This window comes from Streptomyces sp. NPDC051555 (assembly GCF_044454405.1).
Lineage (GTDB): Bacteria > Actinomycetota > Actinomycetes > Streptomycetales > Streptomycetaceae > Streptomyces.
In genome coordinates this window covers 74,694-98,290 of the sequence record NZ_JBITDP010000016.1, presented here as the reverse complement: position 1 = coordinate 98,290, position 23,597 = coordinate 74,694, and the positions used below count along the sequence as shown (strand labels likewise).

Below are 23,597 nucleotides of genomic sequence, written 5' to 3'. Positions count from 1 at the left end.
CCCCCGCGCGACAGCCCCGCCACCGCCCCTGAGCAGCCCGCACGCGCGAGGGGCCCCGGTCGCTGGTCGCGACCGGGGCCCCTCGTGGTGCGTGCTACTTCATGAACTTCTTGAACTCGTCGGGGAGTTCGAAGTCCTGGCCGGCGGGGCCGGCGGGCAGGCCGAACGGGTTGCCCGCGTCGCCGCCCGGCTCGACGGCCTGCGGTCCCTGCTCCTTGCGCAGGACGGCCGCGGCCTCCTCTTCCTTGCGCTTCATCGGGTTGCCGCTCTTGCGCTTGCCCTTGGCCTGCTTGATCTGCTTCTTCTGGCGGCCGGGGCCGCCGCCCATGCCCGGCATGCCCGGCATCCCGGGCATGCCGCCGCCCTGGGCCATGCGGGACATCATCTTGCGGGCGTCGAAGAACCGCTCGACGAGCGACTTCACGGCGCTGACCTCGACGCCGGCGCCCTTGGCGATGCGGGCGCGGCGCGAGCCGTTGATGATCGTCGGGTCGTGTCGCTCGGCCGGGGTCATCGACTTGATGACGGCCGCGGTGCGGTCGATGTCACGCTCGTCGATGTTGTTGATCTGGTCCTTGATCTGCCCCATGCCGGGCAGCATGCCGAGCAGCTTGGAGATGGAGCCCATCTTGCGGACCTGCTCCATCTGGGCCAGGAAGTCGTCGAGCGTGAACTCCTTCGGCCCCTTCGCCAGCTTGGCCGCCATCTTCTCGGCTTCGGCCTGGCTGAAGGTCTTCTCGGCCTGCTCGATCAGGGTGAGCATGTCACCCATGTCGAGGATCCGGCCCGCCATGCGGTCCGGGTGGAAGGCGTCGAACTCGTCGAGCTTCTCGCCGTTCGAGGCGAACATGATCTGCTTGCCGGTGACGTGCGCGATGGAGAGCGCGGCACCGCCGCGGGCGTCGCCGTCGAGCTTGGAGAGCACCACGCCGTCGAAGCCGACGCCGTCGCGGAAGGCCTCGGCGGTGTTGACCGCGTCCTGACCGATCATCGCGTCGACGACGAAGAGGATCTCGTCCGGGCTGACGGCGTCGCGGATGTCCGCGGCCTGCTGCATCAGCTCGGCGTCGATGCCGAGGCGGCCCGCGGTGTCGACGATCACGACGTCGTACTGCTTGGTACGGGCGTACTCGATGGAGTCCTTGGCGACCTGCACCGGATTGCCGACGCCGTTGCCGGGCTCGGGCGCGTAGACCGCGACGCCGGCGCGCTCGGCGACCACGCTGAGCTGGTTGACGGCGTTGGGGCGCTGGAGGTCGCAGGCGACGAGCAGCGGGGCGTGGCCCTGGCCCTTGAGCCAGAAGCCGAGCTTTCCGGCGAGGGTGGTCTTACCGGCACCCTGGAGGCCCGCGAGCATGATCACGGTGGGGGCGGTCTTGGCGAACCGCAGGCGGCGGGTCTCGCCGCCGAGGATCCCGACGAGTTCCTCGTTGACGATCTTGAGGACCTGCTGGCCGGGGTTGAGGGCCTTGGAGACCTCTACGCCGAGGGAGCGCTCCTTGACCTTCGCGATGAAGGACCGGACGACGGGGAGGGCGACGTCTGCCTCGAGGAGGGCGATACGGATTTCCCGGGCCGCAGCGTCGATGTCCTGCTCGGAGAGGCGACCTTTGCCCCGGAGGCTCTTGAAGGTCGCGCTGAGGCGGTCGGAAAGCGTATCGAACACGGTAGTCGCGATTCCTCGGGTCGGGGGCGTGTGGTCGCCCCCCAGGGTATCGGGCCGCGCCGCATGCCGGACCCTGCGGGGCGGTGCCCGTCCCGGAACGCCCCCGAAGCCTCCGGCGGCGCCGGGTGCGGCCGGTCGCCCCGGCTCCGCCGCGGTCGCCTCCGGCGGCGCCTCGATCTCCCCCAGCTACCGCTGGGAGGTGCCCCCGGGCGGGGCTGATCCGACCCGACCCCCTCGGACCGCGTCCGGCCCGCCCGCCTCCGGCGGCGCCTCAAACGCCGGCGGGGCTGAATCAACCCGGCCGGCGTTTGAGCCGCCAGGCACCGGCGGACAGCCGACCCCCGCCACCACCAGCCCCGCCGGCGTTTGAGGCGCCGCCGGAGGCGGGTCAGGACAGGGCCGAGAGGACCGTGTCGGCCAGGAGGGCGGCTTGCGCGGGCGGCAGGGGTTTGCCCTCGACGTCCGTCACATACAGGGTGTCCACCGCGTTCGCCCCCAGCGTGGACACGTGCGCGCTCCGCACCCGGACCCCGCCCTCGTCCAGCGCCCGCCCGATCCGGTGCAGCAACCCCACCGCGTCCGGCGCCCGCACCTCCAGCACCGTCGCCAGCGGGGAGGCGTCCGCGACCACGGTGACCCGCGGCGGCGGCGGTACGACCCCCCGCCGCCGGGGGTAGGCGGCCTCGCGGTCGGCCAGTCGCGCGGGCACGTCCAGCGAGCCGTCCAGGGCCCGGATCAGGTCCGTCCGCAGCCGCGCGCCCTGCGGCAGGGACCCGTACTCCGCGGCGACCCGCCATCTCAGCACCAGCACCTCCCCCAGCGCCTCCGGCAGCTCCAGCGTCCGCAGGTCGGCGGCCCGGACCGTGAGCCGGTGCAGGGCCAGCACCCCGGCCGCCGCGGGCAGCACCCCCGGCTGGTCGGGAACGGCCACGATCAGCTCGACGCCGACCGCGTCCTCTTCCTCCTGACGCGCGTAAAGGGCCAGCGCGGGCTCCCCCGTGCGCAATGCCTCCACCGCGAGCCGTTCCGGTTCCGCGCCCGGCGGCCGCTGCGTCCCCGGCGCCTCGGGCGCGGCGGCCTCCCCGTCGAGGACCGCGCCGACCCGGCCCACCAGGTCGGCGACGAGTGAGCCGCGCCAGGTGCTCCAGGCCGCGGGTCCGGTGGCCAGGGCGTCCGCCTCGGTCAGGGCGTGCAGCAGTTCCAGGGTGCCGGTCGAGCCCACGGCGTCCGCGACGGAGCGCACGGTCGCGGGGTCGTCCAGGTCCCGCCGGGTGGCGGTGTCGATGAGCAGCAGGTGGTGCCGTACGAGGGTGCCCAGCACGGCGACGTCGTCCGCGTCGAAGCCGACCCGGGCGGCGACGTCGCGGGCGATGATCTCGCCCGCGACCGAGTGGTCGCCGGGCCAACCCTTGCCGATGTCGTGCAGCAGGGCGGCCATGAGCAGCAGGTCCGGGCGGCCGACCCGGCGGGTGAGGGCGGAGGCGCGCACGGCGGTCTCGATGAGGTGCCGGTCGACGGTCCAGGTGTGCACGGGGTTGCGCTGGGGGCGGCAGCGGACCCGCTCCCAGTCGGGCAGCAGCCTGCTGATCAGCCCTTCCGCTTCGAGGGCCTCCCAGACGGCCACGGTGGGCTCCCCCGCGCCCAGCAGGGTCAGCAGTTGCTCGCGGGCCTCGGCGGGCCAGGGCACGGGCAGCGGTTTCGCCTGCGCGGCCAGGCGTCGTACGGCGTGCAGCGACACCGGGAGTCCGGCCTGCGCGGCGGCGGCGCCGAGCCGCAGGGGGAGCACCGGGTCCCGCTCGGGACGGGCGGCCAGGGCCAGTACGGCCTCGCCGTCCGCTTCGACGACGCCCTCGGCGAGCGGGGCCCGCTCCACGGCGGCCGCCCCCCGGGTGCCGAGCAGCCCGCGCAGCCGCGGCCGGGAGGCCCGGGCCCGCAGCACCCGGCCGACCTCGCGCCAGGTGACGTCGCCGGCGTACGAGACGACCCGCGCCGCTTCGTACACCTCGCGCAGCAGCGCGTCCGCGTCCAGCAGGCCGAGCTGCGCGGCGACCGGGTCCTGCTCCTGGAGGGAGAGCCGGTCGGTGGCCCGCCCGGTGACCAGGTGGAGGGCGTCGCGGGCGTCCAGGAGGCGCCGTCGGGCCTCGGCCAGTCCCTCGCGCGGGGCGTCGGCCAGCCAGGAGGCGGCCACGGCCCGCAGCGCGGTCACGTCGCGGAGTCCGCCGCGGGCCTCCTTGAGGTCGGGTTCGAGCAGGAAGCGCAGTTCCCCGCTCCGCTCGGCCCGCTCCCGGCAGAGCGAGTGCAGTTGCGGGAGCCGCTTGACGGCGTTGTTGCGCCAGTCGGCGAGGACGGAGGTGCGCAGCCCCGCGAGGAGTCCGACGTCGCCGGCGACGGGGCGGGCGTCCAGCAGTCCGAGGTGCACCTTGAGGTCTTCGGCGGCGGTCCTGCGGGCCTCGCCGGGGGTCCGCACGGAGTGGTCGAGGGCGAGGCCCAGGTCCCACACGGGGTACCAGATGCGGTCGGCGAGGACGCTGAGCGCCTTCGGGTCCGCCTTGCCGTCGTGCAGCAGGAGCAGGTCGAGGTCGCTGCGCGGGGAGAGTTCGCCGCGCCCGTAGCCGCCGACGGCGACCAGGGCGGCGCCCCGGACCCCGCTCTCCCGCACGGCGGTCGCGAACAGCGCGTTCAGCCAGTCGTCGGTCAGCCCGGAGAGGGCGGAACGCCGGGCGGGCCCGGACCGCGACTCCTCCTGGAGGAGTCGCAGCCGGGCCGCGGCGTAACCGCTGGGTCCCGAGTCGGCCGTGCCGGTCGTGTTGTCGACGCTCGTCACCCAGGGCTCCTGTCAGCTAAAGCGCGTCAGCGCCGCGCTCGCCGGTGCGGACCCGGACCACCGAGTCCACGGGGACACTCCACACCTTGCCGTCACCGATCTTGCCGGTGCGGGCGGCCTCGACGACGACGTGCATGACGTCCTCGGCCGCGTCGTCCTCGACGACCACCTCGATGCGGATCTTCGGGACGAGGTCCACGGTGTACTCCGCGCCGCGGTAGACCTCGGTGTGCCCGCGCTGGCGGCCGTACCCGCTGGCCTCGGAGACGGTCAGACCGTGGACCCCGAAGGTCTGGAGGGCCTCCTTGATCTCGTCGAGCCGGTGCGGCTTGACGATCGCGGTGATGAGCTTCATGCATCCACCTTCTTGCTGGCAGCGGCGACGGGTACGGAGCTGGTGGACCGGGACGAGGAACCGCCGCCGGCTCCGCTGAAGTCGTAGGCGGTCTCGGCGTGTTCGACCTGGTCGATGCCGGAGACCTCGTCGTCCTCGGTGACGCGCATCCCCATCGTCCTGTCGAGGAGGAAGGCGAGGCCCGCGGACGCGACGAGAGAGTACGCGAGGACCGAGAAGACCCCGACGGCCTGCTTGCCGAGCTGGTCGAGGCCGCCGCCGTAGAAGAGGCCGGCCGCGTCGGACTGCACCCCGCCGGTGGCGAAGAGGCCGACGAGCAGGGAGCCGATGACACCGCCGACCAGGTGGACGCCGACCACGTCGAGGGAGTCGTCGAAGCCGAACTTGTACTTCAGGCCGACCGCCATGGCGCAGACGACACCGGCGATGGCGCCGATGGCGATCGCGCCGAGCGGGGAGCAGGAGCCGCCGGAGGGGGTGATGGCGACGAGGCCCGCGACCGCGCCGGAGGCGGCGCCCAGCGTGGTGAAGGAGCCGTGGCGCAGCTTCTCGTAGCCGAGCCAGGCCAGCATGGCGGCGGCGGTGGCGACCTGGGTGTTGACGAACATGACGGCGCCGACGCCGTCGTCGTTGCCGAGCCAGGAACCGGCGTTGAAGCCGAACCAGCCGAACCAGAGCAGGCCCGCGCCGAGCATCACGAGCGGCAGGCTGTGCGGGCGCATCGGGTCCTTCTTGAAGCCGACGCGCTTGCCGATGACGAGGATGACGCCGAGGGCCGCGGCGCCCGCGTTGATGTGGACGGCGGTGCCGCCCGCGAAGTCGATGACGCCGAGTTCGAAGAGCCAGCCGCCCGTGCCCCACACCCAGTGGGCGACGGGGAAGTAGACGATCGTGACCCAGAGGGTGATGAAGAGGGCCCAGGCGCTGAACTTGACGCGGTCGGCGAGCGCACCGCTTATCAGCGCCGGTGTGATGATCGCGAACATCAGCTGGAAGACGGCGAAGACGTAGACCGGGATGGTGTAGCCGTCCCACAGCTCGGTGATCCCGATGCCGCTGAGGCCGAGGTAGTCGGAGGACCAGCCGATCAGGGAGCCCTTGTCGGTGCCGAAGGCGAGGCTGAAGCCGTAGAGGACCCAGAGGATCGTGACGATCCCGAGGCTGATGAAGCTCATCATCAGCATGTTGAGACTGCTCTTGACGCGGACCATGCCTCCGTAGAAGAAGGCGAGACCCGGGGTCATCAGCATGACCAGGGCGGAGCAGATGAGCATGAACCCGGTGTTCGCGGCAGACAGCGTCGGGGCGTCTGCCGCGAGGGTCGTGATGGCTGATGCCATCGGCGTCTCCTCGTCGTCGGTACGTTCGCGTGCGGGCGATCGTGAAAACCTGAGCGGCGTTAAGGGGGCCCGGTCCGGGGAGCTGACCGGGGCTGGCCGGTTATTGGCCCTGAGATTCGCGCAGGCCGGTTTCCGGCGGCGCCGCTGGGTGTTTCGCGCCGATGACGAAGAGGTCGTGCGTGTTACGCGTCCATGAACGGGGGCACAGCGAGCCGGCCGCGGCCGTCCTCCGGCTGACCTGGGGCGGGGGAGCCTGATCGGGCTTCACGGGAGGACTGCCGCGGCCGGGGCCTCGGGGGTGGCCGTCGAGGGCGTCAGACGGCTTCCGCGGACTCCGGGAGACGGGCCGCGAGGTGGTCGGTGAGCTGGACGACTTCGGCGACGTGGCCGTACTCACGGGCGGCGGTGTCGACGGTCTTGCGCAGCCGCGTGTTGACGCGTTCGGACCGCACCTTTCGCGCCACGTCGAGGGCCTGGTCGACGAGGACCGCGGACTGCTCGGGCTCGCGCTGGAGCAGGTGGACGGTGGCCATGCCGATCAGGTTGAGGGCGTAGGAGCGCTGGTGTTCCTCGTCCGCGGAGAAGAGTTCCACCGCCCGCCGCATGACGGGTTCGGCGAGCGAGGCGTAGGTGGGGCTGCGGCCCGCGACGTAGGCGAGGTCCCGGAAGGAGTGGGCGTTCTCGCCGCTCAGTTCGGCCTCGGAGAAGAAGCGGATCCAGTCCGGCTCGGTCTCGCCGTCCAGGGCGGCGTCCCCGAAGGTGTCCTCGGCCATCCGCACGGCCCGCTTGCAGCGGCTGGGCTGTCCCATGTTGGCGTAGGCGCGGGCCTCCATCGCATACAGCATGGCCTGGGTGCGGGGGCCCGCGCAGTCGCGGCTGCCGTACTGGGCGAGGTGGATGAGCTCCAGGGCGTCGTCGGGGCGGCCGAGGTGGATCATCTGGCGGCTCATGTTGGAGAGGATGTACGAGCCGAGCGGCTTGTCCCCGGCCTCCTTGGAGGCGTGCAGGGCGAGCACGAAGTACTTCTGCGCGGTGGGGTGCAGCCCGATGTCGTAGCTCATCCAGCCCGCGAGTTCGGCGAGTTCCGCGGCGACCTTGAAGAGCCGCCGCATGACCGGGGCCGGGTGGTTCTCCTGGAGCAGGTCGGTGACCTCGTGGAGCTGGCCGACGACGGCCTTGCGGCGCAGGCCGCCGCCGCACTGGGCGTCCCACTGGCGGAACATGACGGTGGTCGCTTCGAGCAGGTCGAGTTCCGGTTCGGAGAGCCGGGGGGGCCGGTAGCCGCTGAGGGCGCCGGTCCGGGAGCCCGCCGGTCCCGCCTCCCGCGATCCCGGGTCGGCGGCCGGGGCGGGGACGAGCCAGCGCTGCATGGGCTCGATGAGGGCGGGGCCGGCGGAGAGCGCGAGCGAGGTCCCGAGGAAGCCCCGGCGGGCGAGCATCAGGTCGCTGCGGGAGAACTCGCCGAGCAGCGCGACGGTCTGATCGCCCGCCCAGGGCAGGTCCACGCCGGAGACGGAGGGGGTCTGGTGCGCCGTGCGCAGGCCGAGCTGCTCGATGGCGACGACGCTGCCGAAGCGTTCGGAGAAGAGCTCGGAGAGGATGCGCGGGACGGGCTCGCGCGGCTGTTCGCCGTCGAGCCAGCGGCGGACCCGGGAGGTGTCGGTGCTGATGTGGTGGGCGCCCATCTGGCGGGCGCGGCGGTTGACCTGGCGGGCGAGTTCGCCCTTGGACCAGCCGCTGCGGACGAACCACGACGTCAGCTGCTCGTTGGGACGGGGGTCCTCGGCGCGGCCCCGGACGGCTGAGTCCGCGTCCGTTCCGCTTGCGTCGCTGCCGCTCACTGGAACGCCCCCATCCACTCAGCCTCTTTCACACGAAACCCTGGCCGGGCCCGGGTGGGCCACATGGGGCCTTCACAAGCCCTTCACACATTGCCTCCGGCATACCCACGGACGGGCGTACCTTCGGGGTTCGTGCACTGAAAGTAATCCTACGATCACCCCTACGGCGAGGCCGTTTGCGGAATCGCCACCATTCGCCACCCCTTCGAATGAACTCGCCACGCGCCGAGCACGATTCACTTGACACGGGATGACCCGCAGTCGGCGCAGCGGTGTACGCCGGGGCGCGCACGGCGAGGAGTGCGCCGGGCGTGGCCCGTGTGCCGCACGGTCGACGACCGCGTCGCGGTGAGTCGTAACCACCGGCGCGCTCGACCCGTTGGAGGGGGCATGGGCATGGGCTTCACGATCGGCGGCAGCCGGAGCACCAAGGAGTTCCGGTCCGGCGCTCGGCGCCGCGGCCGGATGTCGGAATGCACAGCGGTGGCCGAGTACACCGGACTGTGGGGATGGGACGCGGTTCCCGGCGCCCGGGCCGCCTCCCCCGGCCGGGACTGCTCCTGCGGGAACGCGCGCTGCGCGGCCCCGGGGGCGCACCCGCTGGACTTCGGGGTGGTGGTCCCCGCAGGGGCCACGCTGGACGAGGTGACCGACGCCTGGGGCGGGTTCCCGGGCGCCGCGGTGCTCCTCCCGGCGGGCCGTTCCTTCGATGTCATCGAGGTCTCCGCGGAGGCCGGGCGGCAGGCGCTGGTGCGGCTGGAGCGGATGGGTCTGCCGCTGGGTCCGGTGACCGCGACCCCCGACGGGCGGGCCCAGTTCTTCGTGGCCCCGGGGGCGGCGGCCGAGCTGCCGCAGCTGCTGTACCGGATGGGCTGGGACGACGCGGACCTCGACCTGCGCGCTCTGGGGAAGGGAGCCCACGTCACGGCTCCGCCCTCCGACCACGCGGGGTTCGGCCCGGTCGTCTGGCTGCGCCCGCCGACCCTCGACTCCGCGGGCGGCCCCCCGCAGGCCCGGCTGCTGCTGGGCACGCTGGCCTACATCTGCCACCGCTTCAGCCGCTGACGCCCCGGCCGGCGCCGATGCGACGGGGCCCCCGCGCCGTCGTGGCGCGGGGGCCCCGGGGGCCGTACGGCCGGGTGGCCGGTGCGGGGGTCAGTCGCCGATCAGGGCGTCGACGAAGGCCTCCGGCTCGAAGGGCGCCAGGTCGTCCGGGCCCTCGCCCAGGCCGACCAGCTTGACCGGGACGCCCAGCTCGCGCTGGACGGCGACGACGATGCCGCCCTTGGCGGTGCCGTCGAGCTTGGTCAGCACGATGCCGGTGATGTCCACGACCTCGGCGAAGACGCGGGCCTGGGTCAGACCGTTCTGCCCGGTGGTGGCGTCCAGGACCAGCAGGATCTCGTCCAGCGGGCCGTGCTTCTCCACGACGCGCTTGACCTTGCCCAGCTCGTCCATCAGGCCGGTCTTGGTGTGCAGCCGGCCCGCGGTGTCGATCAGTACGACGTCCGCGCCCTCGGCGATGCCCTCCTTGACGGCGTCGTAGGCGATCGACGCCGGGTCGCCGCCCTCGGGACCGCGCACCGTGCGCGCGCCGACCCGGTCGCCCCAGGTCTGGAGCTGGTCGGCGGCGGCGGCGCGGAAGGTGTCGGCCGCGCCGAGGACCACGCTGCGGCCGTCCGCGACCAGGACGCGGGCGAGCTTGCCGGTGGTGGTGGTCTTACCGGTGCCGTTGACGCCGACGACCATCACGACGCCCGGGGTGTCGACGCCGCTCTCCGTCTTCACGGCGCGGTCGAAGTCGGTGCCGAGCAGGGTCAGCAGCTCCTCCTTCAGGAGGGCGCGCAGGTCGGCCGGGGTGCGGGTGCCGAGGACCTTGACCCGCTCGCGCAGCCGGTCCACCAGCTCCTGCGTGGGGGCGACGCCGACGTCGGCGATGAGGAGCGTCTCCTCGATCTCCTCCCAGGTGTCCTCGTCGAGGTGCTCGCGGGAGAGCAGCGTCAGCAGCCCCTTGCCCAGCGAGTTCTGCGAACGGGCGAGCCGGGCGCGCAACCGCACGAGCCGGCCCGCGGTGGGCTCGGGCACGTCCAGGGCGGGCGCCTCGGGCGCCGCGACGACGGGGTCCTCGACGGCGACCGGCGAGTCGGTGGCGGTCTCCCCCTCGGGGAGCACGACCTCCTCGATCGTGCGCCGCGGCTCGTCCACCGTGGGTGCGGCGTCGTCCCCGACCTGCGGCTCGGCGGGCGGGGCAGTGATGGTCGGCGTGCTCGACGGTGCCGTGGGGGGCAGCTGCTTCTTCTTGCGGCTGCTGACCACGAGCCCGCTGACCGCGCCGACCGCGACCAGGGCGATGACTACAGCAAGGATGAGGATTTCCATAACCAACCCAGTATCGGTCACCGTCGGCCCGGACCCCGGACCTTGGCGAATCAGCCAAGGGGCGTAAGCCTCTATTTGAGCTTTTCACATCAAATCTACGATGATGGTCGACCTCCCCCGCCCCCAGCCCCTCCCGGAGTACCGCATGTCTGCCGAGCCCGCCGACGGCGCCACAGAGACCGCGATGGAAACCCGCGGCCTCGAACCAGTCCCGGACGGCGAGCGCACGGGCCGCGTCCGTGAACTCGTCCCGACCTGGGTCGCCGCCAACATCAGCGTGCTGCTGCTGACCATGGGCGCGGGTCTGGTCATCTTCAACAAGCTGAACTTCTGGCAGGTCCTCGTCGTCGCCGTCGCGGCGCCCGTGCTCTCCTACGGGATCGTCGGGCTGATATCCATCGCCGGCAAGCGCGGCGGCGCCCCGGGCATGGCCCTCTCGCGCGCCGTCTTCGGCCAGCGCGGCAACCTCTTCCCCGGCGCGCTCATCTGGGTCGCCCGCTGGGGCTGGGAGACGATCAACGCGGTCAGCGGCGCCTTCGCCATGCTGACCGTCCTGGACCTGCTCTTCGACATCCACAAGAACACCGCGCTGATCGTGGTCACTCTGCTGCTCTTCGTCGGCTGCACCTTCGTGGTCTCCGGGCTCGGCATCAACGCGCTGCGCGTGTGCTCGACGTGGTCGACGTACCTCTTCGGCGCCTTCAGCGTGCTGGTCCTCGGCTACCTGATCGTCGAGACCGACTGGTCCGCGGTCTTCGACAAGCCGGCCGGCTCGACCGCGATGATGGTCGCGGGCATCGGCACGATCGCGGCGGGCGGGATCAGCTGGGTGCCCTCCGGCCCCGACTTCACGCGGTACCTGCCGCGCACCGCTTCCTCCAGGGGCATGGTCGGCGCGACGATCGGCGGCGCGGCCGTGGTCGTCATCCCGATGGTCCTGATGGGCGCGGTCATGGCGGTCGGCACCCCCGACCTGGCCACCGCGCAGGACCCGGTCTCCTTCATCGGTGAGCTGCTGCCCGTCTGGATCGCCGTCCCGTACCTGCTCGTGGCCCTGGTCGGGATGCTGCTGATCAACTCGATGTCGATGTACTCGGCCGGCTTCACCGCGCAGACCCTCGGCATCAAGGTCCCGCGCGCCTGGGCCGTCAGCGTCAACGCCGTCATCAGCCTGGTCTTCGGCTTCCTGCTGATGGTCGTGGCCACCAGCTTCTTCGGGTCGTTCATCTCCTTCCTGACCCTGCTGGCCGTGGCGTTCTCCGCGTGGATCGGCGTCTTCGGCGTGGACATGCTGCGCGGGCGCACGTACGACGGGGCCGCACTGCTGAACACGGGGCGCACCAGTGCCTACTGGTACAAGGGCGGCTTCGCCTGGCAGGCGATGTGCGCATGGGGGACCGCCCTGGTCGTGGGCCTGCTGTTCACCAAGGTCGACTGGTTCGGCGGGCCGCTCGCCGACAGTTGGATCGGCGAGAACGGCCTCGGCTGGGCGGCCGGCATCGTGACCTCCGGGCTGCTGTACGCCGTCCTTCCGCGCACCGGGGCGCCGGTGGCGGACGAGGACGCGCCCGCGCGGGAGCCCGAGCCCGCCGGATCCCTGTCCAACTGACGCTGCGTCAGCTAACGTCCCCCTTCGCCCGGCCCGTCACCGCGAGCAGCAAGGCGAAGGGGGACTTCTTCATGCCCATCACCGTGGCCCGGTTCAACCTCATCGACCCGGACGGCACGCCCGAGACCCTCTCCGCCCGCTACCGCGCGGCACTGGAGATGGCCCGGTACGCCGACGAGCACGGGGTCGACACCCTTCAGACCGAGGAGCACCACGGCACCGACAACAACTGGCTGCCCTCGCCGTTCGCCTTCGCGGGCGCGGTCTTCGGCGCCACCCGGCGGATCGCGGTCACGGTCTCGGCGATCATCGGGCCGCTCCACGACCCGCTGAAGGTCGCCGAGGACATCGCGGTCCTGGACCTGCTGAGCGGCGGGCGCCTGGTGACCGTGGCGGGCATCGGGTACCGGCCCGCGGAGTACGAGCAGCACGGCGTCGAGTGGGGCAGGCGCGGCCGGCTCCAGGACGAGCTGCTGGAGACCCTGCTCCGGGCGTGGACCGGAGAGCCCTTCACCTACCGCGGCCGCACCGTGAAGGTCACCCCGCGCCCCTTCACCCGGCCGCACCCGCTGCTGCTGGTCGGCGGCAGCTCGCAGGCGGCGGCCCGGCGCGCGGCCCGGCTCGGCCTGCCGTTCTTCCCGAGCGCGCACCTGCCGGAGCTGGAGGCGTACTACCTCGCGCGGCTGGCGGAGTACGGCACCGAGGGCTTCTGCATGATGCCCGCGGCCGAGACACCGCTGCTGCACATCGCCGAGGACCCGGACCGCGCGTGGGCGCTGTACGGCCACCACTTCCTGCACGAGGCGGGCATGTACGCCTCCTGGCAGTCCAAGGACATCCGCTCGGCGGTGCGCTCCGGCGCGCGGACCGTGGAGGAGCTGCGCGCGGAGGGGGTGTACCGGATCCTGACCCCGGACGAGGCGGTGACGTACGCCCGGGGCGCGGGCGAGGCCGGCAACCTGGTCCTGCACCCGCTGTGCGGCGGCATGCCGCTGGACGAGGGGCAGCGCAGCCTGGAGCTCCTGTGCCAACGGGTACTGCCCCGGCTCAAGGACTGAGCCGGGGCAGTACCGGGGGAGACGGGGCGGTGGCGGGGATTGGTTACCCCATCTCCTCCAACGCCTTGCCCTTGGTCTCCGGCACCCACTTGAGGATGAAGGGGATCGAGAGCAGGGCGAAGACCGCGTAGATCACGTACGCACCGGACAGGTTCCAGTCCGAGAGCGTCGGGAACGACACCGTGATGACCCAGTTGGCGATCCACTGGGCCGCGGCGGCCACGCCGAGGGCGGCCGCGCGGATCCGGCCGGGGAACATCTCGCCGAGGAGCACCCAGACCACCACGCCCCACGAGAGGGCGAAGAAGAGGACGAAGAAGTTGGCGGCGATGAGGGCCACCAGGCCCTGGGCGTGCGGCAGGGCGATGTCGCCGCCGCTGGTGTCCTTGTAGGAGAACGCCCACGCGGCCAGTGCGAGGGAGACCGTCATGCCCGCGGAGCCGATGAGGGCCAGTGGTTTGCGACCGATCCGGTCCACGAACACCATCGCGATCACCGTACCGATGATGTTCACGACGGAGGTCTCGAAGGAGTACAGGAACGAGGAGCTCGGGTCGATGCCGACCGACTGCCACAGCGAGGAGCTGTAGTAGAAGATCACGTTGATGCCGACGAGCTGCTGGAAGACGGAGAGGCCAATGCCGATCCAGACGATCGGCAGGAAGCCGAAGCGGCCGCCGAGCAGGTCCTTGAAACTGGACTTCTGCTCCGAATGGATGGCGCTGTCGATCTCGCGGACCCGGGCGTCGGCGTCGATGTTCTCGCCCTCGACCTCGCGCAGGACGATCTTGGCCTTCTCCATCCGCCCCACCGAGACGAGGAAGCGCGGGGACTCGGGGATCGCGAAGGAGAGCAGCCCGTAGAGCACGGCCGGGACCACCATCACGCCGAGCATCCACTGCCAGGCCTCCAGTCCGCCGACCTTGCCGCGCTGGTCGCCGCCCGCGAGGTTCAGGATGCCCCAGTTGACGAGCTGGGAGATGGCGATGCCGATGACGATCGCGGCCTGCTGGAAGGAGGCGAGGCGGCCGCGGTAGGCGGGCGGCGACACCTCGGCGATGTAGGCGGGGCCGATGACCGAGGCCATGCCGATGCCGAAGCCGCCGATGACGCGCCACACGGCCAGGTCCCAGAGGGCGAACGGCAGGGCGGAACCGATGGCGCTCGCGGTGAAGAGGACGGCCGCGATCTGCATGCAGCGGATGCGGCCGATCCGGTCGGCGATGCGGCCCGCGGTGGCCGCGCCGAGGGCGCAGCCGATGAGTGCGGCGGCGATCACCTGGGCGAGGGTGGCGGAGCCGACGTCGAAGCGGCCCCGGATGGCCTCGACGGCGCCGTTGATGACGGAGCTGTCGTACCCGAAGAGGAAGCCGCCCATCGCCGCGGCAGCGGTGATGAAGATGACGTGACCGAGGTGCTCGGGCTGCGATGCACGTCCGCCGCCCGGCGAGGACGCCTGCGCTGTGCTGGTCAAGGTCTGCTCCTGCGTGCCCGGCTGCGGTGACGGGCGGATGTGGGGGTGATTCCTACCAGTGGCGCACAGTTCAAGATCGGCCACCACCCGAAAGGAAGGACAAGCGGGAGCGAGCCTATGTCTTCATTTTGTGAAGTCAAGACGTGCCCCGAACTTCGCCCCACCCGGCCCTCATGGCCCACCTGACGGAACAGGGGGGACACGGGGCCGTCTTTGACTTCACTTCTTGAAGAGATGGGCTTCTATGGCCCCCTCAGCGCAGGCGCTGGCTGATGACCTTGGAGACCCCGTCGCCCTGCATCGAGACCCCGTAGAGCGCGTCGGCGACCTCCATCGTCCGCTTCTGGTGCGTGATCACGATCAGCTGGGAACTCTCCTGGAGCTCCTCCATGATCCTGATCAGCCGCTGCAGGTTCGTGTCGTCCAGGGCCGCCTCGACCTCGTCCATCACATAGAACGGGCTGGGCCGGGCCTTGAAGATGGAGACCAGCAGGGCCACGGCCGTCAGCGAGCGTTCGCCGCCGGAGAGCAGCGAGAGCCGCTTGACCCTCTTGCCCGGCGGGCGGGCCTCCACGTCCACGCCGGTGGTGAGCATGTTGTCGGGATCGGTCAGGACGAGGCGCCCCTCGCCGCCCGGGAAGAGCCGCGAGAAGACGCCCTCGAACTCGCGGGCCGTGTCGTGGTACGCCTCGGTGAACACCTGCTCGACGCGCTGGTCGACCTCCTTCACGACGTGAAGGAGGTCGGCCCGGGTCTTGCGCAGGTCTTCGAGCTGCTCGCTCAGGAACTTGTGCCGTTCCTCCAGCGCCGCGAACTCCTCCAGAGCGAGCGGATTGACCTTGCCGAGCTGCTGGTACGCCCGTTCGGCGGCGCGCAGCCGCTTCTCCTGCTGCGCCCGGACGTAGGGAACGGGCAGCGCGGCGGAGTCCGGAGTGCCCCGCTCCGCTCCCCCGCCGTCCTGCGCCTCGATCTCGGCGGGCTCGGCAGGCGCGCCGGGTTCGCCGGCGGGCACCGGCTGGTCCGGTCCGTACTCGGCGACCAGACCGGCCGCCGTCACCCCGAACTCCTCCAGCGCCTTGGTCTCCACCTGCTCGATGCGCAACCGCTTCTCGGCGCCGAGCACCTCGCCGCGGTGCACGGAGTCGGTGAGCTTGTCGAGTTCGCCCTTGAGGTCGCGACCGCGGGTACGGGCCTGCGCCAGCTCCCCCTCCCGGACGCCCTTCGCGGCCTCCGCGGCCCGGCGCTCGCCGTCCGCGCGGGCCAGGGACACCTCGATGTGCGCCGACAGCTGGCGGGCGCCGTCGCCCACCGCCGTGGCCACCCGGGCCTCGTGGCGCCGCCGGGCCGTGCGCCGCTCCGCCCGGGCCCGGGCCTCGCGCTCCGCCCGGGCCGCGCGGTCGAGGGAATCGGCCCGGCCCGCCAGCGCCTTGACCCGTTCCTCGTGGGTGCGCAGCAGGAGCCGTGCCTCCATCTCGGTCTGCCGGGCGTTGGCACCGTCCGCCGCGAGCCGGTCGCGGGCCGAGGCGTCCGGCTCCTCGGCGCCGGGCATCTCCTCGACCACCGCGAGCCGTTCGGCGCACTCCTCGACATCGGCCAGCGCCTGCTCCAGCGCGTCCTGCGCCTTGGCCGCCGCGGCGGCGCAGCGCTCGGCCTCACCCGCCGCGCCCTTGGCCTGGCCGGACAGCCGCCCGAGCTGCTGGGCGACCCCGGCCTTCGCCTGTTCGCCCGCGCGGCGTCGCTCGGCCAGGTCCTCGACCAGCTCGGCGCACGCGCGGCGCCGGGCTTCGGCGTCCGCGCGGGCCCCGGTCAGCGCCCGGCACTCGACCTCCAGGCCGCTCAGGTCGGCGTCCGCCTCGTCGACCGCGGCCTGCACCTCGATGAGGCTGGGCGCTCCGGCGGCCCCGCCCTGGGCGAGGTGCGCCCCCAGTACGTCGCCCCCCACGGTCACCGCGACCAGCTCGGGGTGCTCGGCCACGAGCGCCTCCGCGTCCGCCAGTTCCGGCACGACCCGGTAGTCCCGCACGACCCGGGCCACGGACCGGCGCAGCCCGGCGTCCCCGCCGACCAGCTCGGCGACGGCCACGCCGGACCCACCGGGAGCCGGGGCCGCGACGGGGTCCGGGGCCCGCGTCCCCACGGTGCGCACGGCCCCCGCAGGGCCCGGCTCCCGGGCCGGCTCCGCGCCGGGGGCGGGGGCGTGGGCGGGGGCGGGGACCGGCGAGCTCGGCCCGGGGACCTGGGCGGGCGGTACGTGCCCGGTCGCGCCCTGGTCATCTCCCGGGGCGGCGGGTCCGGCCCCGGCCGGAGCGCCCGCCGGGGCCGGTGGCTGGGCCGGGACCGCCGTCGGGGCGATCAGGAAGGTCGCCCGGCCGGCGTCCGCGTCGCGCAGGTGCCGGATCGCGGCGGCGGCCGCCGCCGGGGAGGTCACGGCGAGGGCGTCGGCCGCCGCGCCCAGTGCCGCCGCGACCGCGACCTCGTACCCCGTGGCCACCGACAGCCGCTGCGCCGCCGGGCCGAGCAGGCCCGCCAACTGCTCCCGGGCCGCCAGCACCGCCGCGGTGCCGTCCTTGCGCCGCAGGCCGAGCGCCAATGCCTCCCGGCGCGCGGACACCGCCGCGCGGGATCGTTCCGCCGCGGCCAGTGCGTCGCGGGCCGCGGAGAGCGCGGCCTCCGCGGCGGTCAGCTCGGCCCGTGCGGCTTCGTGTTCCGCCGCCACGGCCTCGCCGGCGTCCAGCGCCCCGACCTCCTCGGCGAGGGCCTCGTACTCCTCGCGCGCCGCCACCGACCGGGATTCCGCTTCGTCCCGGGCGGCGACCAGCCGGTCGATCTCCGCCTGCGCGGCCCCGGCCCGGGAGCGGGCCGCTCCCAGCCGTCCGGTCAGCCGGGCCAGGCCCTCGCGGCGGTCCGCGATGGCCCGCGCCGCGTCCCGCAGCCGGCGCTCCTCGCCCTCCAGCGCGCGTTCCAGTTCCGCCCGGTGCGCCGAGGTGTCCTCCAGGGCGCGGGTCGCGGCCTCCAGCGCGGCCGTCAGTTCCGCTTCCTGGTCGCGGACCCGGGCGGCCTCCTTCTCCAGGTCCTCGGGGTCGCGGCCGCGCCGCTCCTCCTCTACGGGAGCGGTCGCGCTGCGGACCCGTGCCTCGGCCAGCGACGCCGTGCCGCGAACCCGCTCGGCCAGTTGCGACAGTTCGTACCAGGTCTGCTGCGCCCGCTGGAGTCGCGGCGCGAGCACGCGCACGGCCTCCTCCGACTCGGCCTCCCGGCGCAGCGCCCCGGACAGCTCCGCCTCGGCCGACTCCTTGCGTTCCTTCAGCGCGGACTCGTCCGCGATCTCCGCGTCGAGCGCGTCGCGCAGGATGACGAGGTCGTCCGCGAGCAGCCGCAGCCGGGCGTCGCGCAGGTCGGCCTGGATGACGGCGGCCCGCCGGGCGACCGCGGCCTGCCGTCCCAGCGGCTTGAGCTGGCGCCGCAGTTCGTCGCCGAGGTCCTGGACCCGTGCGAGGTTCGCCTGCATCGAGTCCAGCTTCCGCAGCGCCTTCTCCTTGCGCTTGCGGTGCTTGAGCACGCCCGCCGCCTCCTCGATGAAGGCGCGGCGGCCCATCGGATCGGCGTGCAGGACGGAATCCAGCTGGCCCTGGCCGACGATGACGTGCATCTCGCGGCCGATGCCGGAATCGGAGAGCAGCTCCTGGATGTCCAGGAGCCGGCAGGTGTCCCCGTTGATCTGGTATTCGCTGCTGCCGCCCCGGAACATGATCCGGGTGATGGTGACCTCGGCATAGTCGATCGGTAGTGCGCCGTCGGAATTGTCGATGGTCAGCGAGACCTCGGCGCGGCCGAGCGGCGGCCGGCCGGTGGTCCCGGCGAAGATGACGTCCTCCATCTTGCCGCCGCGCAGGGACTTGGCCCCTTGCTCACCCATGACCCAGGAGAGTGCGTCCACCACATTGGACTTGCCCGAGCCGTTGGGGCCGACGACACAGGTGATGCCCGGCTCGAAACGCAGGGTGGTGGCGGATGCGAACGATTTGAAACCGCGCAGGGTCAGGGCCTTGAGGTGCACGCCGCCGGACTCTACCTTTCACGTTCGGTTTCGCCCATGAAGGTGCAGGGCACATCTGACGTTAAAGGAAATGGCCCCCCACCTGGCGCAATGGGAGAACGGCGAAGCCGGCGGAGAGCGACGAGGACGACGGGAAAGAAAGAAGGGACGCCGAAGCGTCCCTTGCAGATCAAGCGGTGCTGACAGTCGAGAGGGGCGGGCTGACAGTCACAGCGACGAGATCGCGAATCAGGTGAGCGCAGGCTCCGCCTGGGGTACGTCGATGTCGATGCTGTCCAGCAGCAAGTCTCCGTGCTGAGCGGCGGCCGCGTTCAGAGCGTCATTCTCGGACTGGATTCGTCCGAGCTCGGACTCGAGGTCCTGGACGCGCTGCTGAAGCCGTCGCATCTCGGCGAGGAGTCGCGGGTCGGAACCGCCGACGTAACCGAGAAGCGCCTTTGCCATGATGGATGGTCCTCCACACTGAGTGACCGACCGAAGCGGTGTGGGTCGTGAGGGAATCGCACCCGCGTTGTCCGGCAGTGGCTGTCAGTCACTGCGCTAAATACTGCCAACACTGCCAAACAGCTCAGGTGCGCGGGGCTTCCAGCGTCTCACCAAAAAGTTTGACGGTCAACACGATCACGCCCTGTATCGGCGGGCAGCCCGTTTCCCGCAAGGGGGACGGAGATCGTCCTCACCTCCGAGCCTTCCACTGATGACCACACTCGGCAACGTATGCGCAGTTCCGGCGGTATGTAGATGCGATCAGCGCACGATCACCGGATCGCGAACCCGTCATAGCCGCCGCGCGGAATTCCCCAGATCTCGGTCACCCCGTCCACCCGCCCGGGCGTGTCGGCGGACCGGAGCCAGTCGAGCAGCCGGTGGCAATTCTCACGTTGACCTTCGGCGACGACCTGCACCCGCCCGTCGTCGAGGTTGAGCGCGAAGCCCACCAGCTCGCCGATCTCCAGCGCATTGGCCCTGGTGAACCAGCGGAAGCCCACTCCCTGTACCCGGCCGCGTACCCAGGCGGTCACCCGGACATGTTCATTCATGCGTGAACGCTAACCGGGCAATCGGATTCCGGTCACCTTGCCCCCGGCACGCCATGGGCTACAGTCGCGCCTCAATGCTCACCCATTTGGGCGAGTAACGGTTGATCTTGGAAGGCACAGCCGATGGGACGCCACCGACTCCCCGCGCCGCAGCGCGACGGCCGCGGCGGCCTCGCCGTGCGCACCGGCCTGCTCGGCGCCTGCGTGGCAGTGGTCCTGGGGACCGCGGCCGTGACCACCGGCCTGGTGCCCGTCGGCGGGAGCTTCCCCTACGTCGGCCAGGGCTCGGACGCCAAGACCGAGGCCAAGGGCGCTGCGCACAAGGACGCCGGCGGCGCCTCGGACGCGAGCGAGCAGGGCGGCCTGGCGAACCTTTCCGGCCGCTCCCCCGACGCCCCGTCCCCGTCCGGCAGCGCATCCGGCAGCCCTTCGGGTTCCCCCTCGCCGTCGGCCTCGCCGAGCCCGTCCGCCTCGGCTTCCGCGTCGGCCTCCCCCTCGCCCGCGCCCTCGACGAAGGCTGCGCAGACGCCCGTACCGGCGGCGCCCAAGCCGCCGAAGCCTGCCGATCCGCCGCCCGCCAAGCCCTCCGCGCCGACCTCCGGCGGGGGGTCCTCCGAGGAGGCCGCCGTGCTGACGCTGGTGAACGTGGAGCGGGCGAAGGCCGGCTGTGGTCCGGTGCGCGCGAACCCGCCGTTGGCCGCCCTCGCCGGCGCCTTCAGCAAGGACATGGCCGTGCGCGGCTTCTTCGACCACACCGACCCGGACGGGAAGACCCCGTGGGACCGCGCGTCGAACGCCGGGATCACCAGCCTCGGCGGGGAGAACATCGCCCGAGGTCAGGGCGACGCCGACGCGGTGATGAGGGCGTGGATGGACAGCCCGGGCCACCGGGCCAACATCCTCAACTGCGAGTACCGCACCCTCGGCGTCGGTGTGTACCTCGCCTCCGGCGGCCCGTGGTGGACCCAGGACTTCGGCTTCTGACGGACGCCCCGCCCGGGGTCGTGCCCCGCGCGGGTCAGGCGGCGACGGCGACGCGGCCCGCGAGGAAGACGCGGGTCGTCCCGGCGACGCGGCGGCCGAGGTGCTCGGCGGTCAGCAGGTCGGCCTTGTGCACGCCTTCGACGCCTTGGTCGGAGTTGCTCTGCGCGGCGGCGCCGTCGAAGAACCCGAGGCGGTTGATGTCGTTCTCGGAAGCGGTGCTGGAGTTCCAACCCGGCTTCAGGCCCAGGTTGATCCAGTTCATGCCGTGCTGCGCGGCCAGCGTCTGGAAGTAGTCCAGGGTGTTGCCCTTGTCGCCGCTCTTGGACGCGGAGTTCGTGAAGCCCGCCGCCAGCTTGTCCTGCCAGGCGTCGGTGAACCAGCGCTTCGAGCTGGCCTCGGCGAAGACGTGGAAGGCGCCGGACGCGGTGCCCATGTAGGTCGGGGAACCGAAGACGATCGCGTCGGAGGCGTCGAGGAGTTCCCACTGGGCGTCGTCGATCTCGTCGACCTTGATCAGGTGCACGGTCGCACCCGCGTCGACGGCGCCGACACGGACGGCCTCGGCGACGACGGCGGTGTGCCCGTAGCCGGAGTGGTAGGCGATCGAGACGACGGGGGTGGGGAGCGGAGCGGACACGGTGGATCTCCTCTGGAACGTGGTGGTGCGTCGAGAGAAGGTAAGCACTAACTTTTGGATAGCGCAAGCTATTGGTTAGCGCTGCGCAGGAGTAGTCTGTTCGTCATGGAGACCCCTGTCTGTACCGAAAGTGCCGCAGCGGCCGAACTGCCGTTCGATGTTTTCGCGCGCGCCTGCCCGTCCCGGGAGACCTTGGAGCACGTCACCGGGCGCTGGGGCAGCCTGACGGTCGGCGCCCTCTACGACGGAGCGCGCCGCTTCAACGAACTGCGCCGCCGGGTCGACGGAGTGAGCGAGAAGATGCTCTCCCAGACCCTGCACGCGCTGGAGCGCGACGGCATCGTGCACCGCGAGGCGCAGCCGACGAACCCCCCGCGCGTGGACTACGAGCTGACTCCGCTGGGCCGGGAGATCGCCGAGCGGTTGCTGTCACTGATCCACTTCGTCGAGGGCAGCATGACTCCGGTGCTGGCCGCCCGGCAGTCCTACGACGAGGCGCGCGGCGGGCGCTGACAGCGCGGGCAGAAGTAGCTGGACCTGTTCATCCAGGGGCGGCGGCGCATCGGCGTGCCGCAGCGCCGGCACGGCTCGTCCTCGCGCCCGTAGGCGTCGAGAGAGCGGTCGAAGTAGCCCGACTCGCCGTTCACGTTGACGTAGAGGCTGTCGAAGCTGGTCCCACCGACGGCGAGGGCCGCGTTCATCACGTCGCGGACGTGACCGAGGAGTTCCTGGCTCCGGGGGCGCGTGAGGGCGGCGGTGGGGCGCTCGTAGTGCAGCTTGGCGCGCCAGAGCGCCTCGTCCGCGTAGATGTTGCCGATGCCGCTGATCAGGGACTGGTCCAGCAGGGCCCGCTTGAGCGTGGTCCGCTTGGCGCGCAGCGCCGCGTGGTAGACGGCCTCGTCGAAGGCCGGGTCCAGGGGGTCGCGCGCGATGTGCGCGATGACCTCGGGGAGCCCTTCGGCGCTGTCGGCAGCATCGGTGACGGTTGGGTGCAGCGAGAGCCCACCGAAGGTCCGCTGGTCGACGAAGCGCAGCTCGGTCCCCGTGGAGTCGTCGAAGCGGACCCGGATGCGCAGGTGCTTCTCGTCCGGGGCCCCGGTGGGCTGCACCAGGAGCTGGCCGCTCATGCCGAGGTGGGCCAGTACGGACAGGTCCCGGTCGTCCAGGGGCAGCCACAGGTACTTGCCGCGCCGCTGCGGGGCGCCGATGGTCCGGCCGGCCAGGCGCGCTGCGAAATCGGCGCCGCCACCGGGGTGGCGGCGTACCGCGCGGGGGTGCAGCACCTCCACGGAGTCGACCGTCCGCCCGGCCACCCAGCGCGCCAACCCGCGCCGCACGACTTCGACTTCGGGCAGCTCGGGCACGGCGTCTCCTTGGGCGGGCGTTCCTTCTCGACTCGCCCCGAGCTTAGCGCCGCGCGGCGGGGGGCCCGGAAACGGGTCCGCCCGCCCCTGCCGGAGCAGGGGCGGGCGGGGGAAATCCCGAAGGAAGTCAGGCCGTCGGCGTCGGGTCGGCGGGCGTCGGCGCCCCGCCGTCCTCGGCCGGAGCCTCGGCGACAGCCGGTGCGGCGGCAGCGGCTGGCGCCGCGATCCGCTCGTCCGCGGCGGCGCGAATACCGCGCCATGCGGACTCCGCAGCCTGCTGTTCCGCTTCCTTCTTGCTGCGGCCGGTGCCGGTGCCGTACGAGACACCACCGACGCGAGCAGCAGCTGTGAAGGTCTTCTCGTGGTCCGGTCCCATCTCGCTGACCAGGTACTCGGGCACACCGAGTCCCTCGGCCGCGGTCAGTTCCTGGAGACTGGTCTTCCAGTCCAGGCCTGCGCCGAGGCTCGATGACTTCTCGATCAACGGATCGAAGAGCCGGTGAACCAGCTCCGATGCCGCGTCGAGACCCTGGTCGAGGTAGACCGCGCCGATCACCGCTTCGAGCGTGTCGGCGAGGATGGAGGCCTTGTCCCGGCCGCCCGTGCCTTCTTCGCCCCGGCCGAGCCGGATGAAGAGACCGAGTTCGAGCCCGCGCCCGACCTCGGCCAACGCACGCGAATTGACCACAGCGGCCCGCAGTTTGGCCAGTTGGCCTTCCGGCAGGTCCGGGTGGATCCGATAGAGCGTGTCCGTGACCACCAGGCCGAGCACGGAGTCCCCGAGGAACTCCAGCCGCTCGTTGGTGGGCAGACCGCCATTCTCGTACGCGTACGAACGGTGGGTCAGTGCACGCACCAGAAGGGCGGACTCGAGGTGATACCCGAGCCGCCCTTCCAGAAGCGTGTGGGACGAGGCCGCGTTGTTCTTGTCTGCCTGCGTTTGGCCGCCGGCAAGCTCAGACATTGCGC

At 72.1% G+C, this 23,597-nt stretch carries 18 protein-coding genes; 5 read left to right on the top strand and 13 right to left on the bottom strand.

Annotated elements, in window-relative coordinates:
* Positions 1-94: 94 nt before the first annotated feature.
* The 5 genes from ffh to ACIBEA_RS28575 all read right to left on the bottom strand — a co-directional run bounded on the left by ffh (position 95) and on the right by ACIBEA_RS28575 (position 8,026).
* Positions 95-1,666 carry a signal recognition particle protein gene (ffh, locus tag ACIBEA_RS28595; protein WP_399265709.1) on the bottom strand — a complete coding sequence of 524 codons (1,572 nt, stop codon included), beginning with the start codon at positions 1,664-1,666 and terminating at the stop codon, positions 95-97.
* 388 nt (positions 1,667-2,054) lie between these two features.
* Positions 2,055-4,490 carry a [protein-PII] uridylyltransferase gene (locus ACIBEA_RS28590; protein WP_399265707.1) on the bottom strand — a complete coding sequence of 812 codons (2,436 nt, stop codon included), beginning with the start codon at positions 4,488-4,490 and terminating at the stop codon, positions 2,055-2,057.
* Positions 4,491-4,506: 16 nt separating this feature from the next.
* On the bottom strand, positions 4,507-4,845 hold the full coding sequence (locus ACIBEA_RS28585) for a P-II family nitrogen regulator (protein ID WP_351040006.1): 339 nt from the start codon (positions 4,843-4,845) through the stop codon (positions 4,507-4,509).
* Positions 4,842-6,185, bottom strand: a complete 1,344-nt coding sequence (locus ACIBEA_RS28580; protein ID WP_399265705.1) for an ammonium transporter — start codon at positions 6,183-6,185, stop codon at positions 4,842-4,844. The genes ACIBEA_RS28585 and ACIBEA_RS28580 overlap by 4 nt, the downstream gene beginning before the upstream one ends.
* A 314-nt stretch (positions 6,186-6,499) precedes the next feature.
* Positions 6,500-8,026, bottom strand: coding sequence for a hypothetical protein (locus ACIBEA_RS28575; protein WP_399265703.1), 1,527 nt, complete (start codon positions 8,024-8,026; stop codon positions 6,500-6,502).
* 396 nt (positions 8,027-8,422) lie between these two features.
* Here ACIBEA_RS28575 and ACIBEA_RS28570 point away from each other — a divergent pair, with 396 nt between their 5' ends.
* Complete coding sequence (locus ACIBEA_RS28570; protein ID WP_399265701.1) at positions 8,423-9,091, top strand: bifunctional DNA primase/polymerase; 669 nt, start codon at positions 8,423-8,425, stop codon at positions 9,089-9,091.
* A gap of 90 nt (positions 9,092-9,181) precedes the next feature.
* On the opposite strand, the gene ftsY is transcribed toward ACIBEA_RS28570, so the two are convergent.
* A complete protein-coding gene (gene ftsY / locus ACIBEA_RS28565) occupies positions 9,182-10,405 on the bottom strand; it encodes a signal recognition particle-docking protein FtsY (RefSeq protein WP_399265699.1) in 1,224 nt (407 codons plus the stop codon).
* A 145-nt stretch (positions 10,406-10,550) separates the two neighbouring features.
* Between ftsY and ACIBEA_RS28560 the strand changes: the two genes are divergently transcribed.
* Positions 10,551-12,014 (top strand): cytosine permease, encoded by a 1,464-nt coding sequence (locus ACIBEA_RS28560; RefSeq protein ID WP_399265697.1) that lies wholly within the window; start codon positions 10,551-10,553, stop codon positions 12,012-12,014.
* A 71-nt stretch (positions 12,015-12,085) separates the two neighbouring features.
* Positions 12,086-13,072 carry an LLM class flavin-dependent oxidoreductase gene (locus ACIBEA_RS28555; RefSeq protein ID WP_399265695.1) on the top strand — a complete coding sequence of 329 codons (987 nt, stop codon included), beginning with the start codon at positions 12,086-12,088 and terminating at the stop codon, positions 13,070-13,072.
* 43 nt (positions 13,073-13,115) lie between these two features.
* Here ACIBEA_RS28555 and ACIBEA_RS28550 read toward each other — a convergent pair whose 3' ends face one another.
* From ACIBEA_RS28550 to ACIBEA_RS28535, 4 genes are all read right to left on the bottom strand, one after another.
* Positions 13,116-14,546: a sugar porter family MFS transporter gene (locus ACIBEA_RS28550; protein WP_399265693.1), complete on the bottom strand. Its 1,431-nt coding sequence runs from the start codon at positions 14,544-14,546 to the stop codon at positions 13,116-13,118.
* Between the two features lie 253 nt (positions 14,547-14,799).
* A complete protein-coding gene (locus ACIBEA_RS28545; RefSeq protein WP_399265691.1) occupies positions 14,800-18,603 on the bottom strand; it encodes an AAA family ATPase in 3,804 nt (1,267 codons plus the stop codon).
* 228 nt (positions 18,604-18,831) lie between these two features.
* Complete coding sequence (locus ACIBEA_RS28540; protein WP_283460000.1) at positions 18,832-19,047, bottom strand: hypothetical protein; 216 nt, start codon at positions 19,045-19,047, stop codon at positions 18,832-18,834.
* A gap of 314 nt (positions 19,048-19,361) precedes the next feature.
* The gene (locus ACIBEA_RS28535; RefSeq protein WP_399265689.1) at positions 19,362-19,643 is read right to left on the bottom strand and encodes an acylphosphatase; all 282 of its coding nucleotides are present in this window, start codon (positions 19,641-19,643) and stop codon (positions 19,362-19,364) included.
* Between the two features lie 123 nt (positions 19,644-19,766).
* Here ACIBEA_RS28535 and ACIBEA_RS28530 point away from each other — a divergent pair, with 123 nt between their 5' ends.
* Complete coding sequence (locus ACIBEA_RS28530) at positions 19,767-20,627, top strand: CAP domain-containing protein (RefSeq protein WP_399265687.1); 861 nt, start codon at positions 19,767-19,769, stop codon at positions 20,625-20,627.
* A gap of 34 nt (positions 20,628-20,661) precedes the next feature.
* Here the strand turns inward: ACIBEA_RS28530 and ACIBEA_RS28525 are convergent, their stop codons facing one another.
* On the bottom strand, positions 20,662-21,264 hold the full coding sequence (locus tag ACIBEA_RS28525; RefSeq protein ID WP_399265685.1) for a flavodoxin family protein: 603 nt from the start codon (positions 21,262-21,264) through the stop codon (positions 20,662-20,664).
* Between the two features lie 105 nt (positions 21,265-21,369).
* Here ACIBEA_RS28525 and ACIBEA_RS28520 point away from each other — a divergent pair, with 105 nt between their 5' ends.
* The gene (locus tag ACIBEA_RS28520) at positions 21,370-21,777 is read left to right on the top strand and encodes a winged helix-turn-helix transcriptional regulator (protein ID WP_399265683.1); all 408 of its coding nucleotides are present in this window, start codon (positions 21,370-21,372) and stop codon (positions 21,775-21,777) included.
* Here the strand turns inward: ACIBEA_RS28520 and mutM are convergent.
* Positions 21,750-22,628, bottom strand: a complete 879-nt coding sequence (gene mutM / locus ACIBEA_RS28515; protein WP_399265681.1) for a bifunctional DNA-formamidopyrimidine glycosylase/DNA-(apurinic or apyrimidinic site) lyase — start codon at positions 22,626-22,628, stop codon at positions 21,750-21,752. The two genes, ACIBEA_RS28520 and mutM, sit on opposite strands and share 28 nt — an antisense overlap.
* A 127-nt stretch (positions 22,629-22,755) precedes the next feature.
* Positions 22,756-23,592 (bottom strand): ribonuclease III, encoded by an 837-nt coding sequence (gene rnc / locus ACIBEA_RS28510; protein WP_399265679.1) that lies wholly within the window; start codon positions 23,590-23,592, stop codon positions 22,756-22,758.
* Positions 23,593-23,597: the final 5 nt, after the last annotated feature.

Bases quoted from the DNA above. Each gene is read 5' to 3' on its own strand.
- ACIBEA_RS28530 (WP_399265687.1), top strand. From the start codon at position 19,767: ATGGGACGCCACCGACTCCCCGCGCCGCAGCGCGACGGCCGCGGCGGC.
- ftsY (WP_399265699.1), bottom strand. From the start codon at position 10,405: ATGGAAATCCTCATCCTTGCTGTAGTCATCGCCCTGGTCGCGGTCGGC.
- ACIBEA_RS28560 (WP_399265697.1), top strand. From the start codon at position 10,551: ATGTCTGCCGAGCCCGCCGACGGCGCCACAGAGACCGCGATGGAAACC.
- ACIBEA_RS28570 (WP_399265701.1), top strand. From the start codon at position 8,423: ATGGGCTTCACGATCGGCGGCAGCCGGAGCACCAAGGAGTTCCGGTCC.
- ACIBEA_RS28580 (WP_399265705.1), bottom strand. From the start codon at position 6,185: ATGGCATCAGCCATCACGACCCTCGCGGCAGACGCCCCGACGCTGTCT.
- rnc (WP_399265679.1), bottom strand. From the start codon at position 23,592: ATGTCTGAGCTTGCCGGCGGCCAAACGCAGGCAGACAAGAACAACGCG.
- ACIBEA_RS28535 (WP_399265689.1), bottom strand. From the start codon at position 19,643: ATGAATGAACATGTCCGGGTGACCGCCTGGGTACGCGGCCGGGTACAG.
- ACIBEA_RS28540 (WP_283460000.1), bottom strand. From the start codon at position 19,047: ATGGCAAAGGCGCTTCTCGGTTACGTCGGCGGTTCCGACCCGCGACTC.
- ACIBEA_RS28585 (WP_351040006.1), bottom strand. From the start codon at position 4,845: ATGAAGCTCATCACCGCGATCGTCAAGCCGCACCGGCTCGACGAGATC.
- ACIBEA_RS28520 (WP_399265683.1), top strand. From the start codon at position 21,370: ATGGAGACCCCTGTCTGTACCGAAAGTGCCGCAGCGGCCGAACTGCCG.
- ACIBEA_RS28555 (WP_399265695.1), top strand. From the start codon at position 12,086: ATGCCCATCACCGTGGCCCGGTTCAACCTCATCGACCCGGACGGCACG.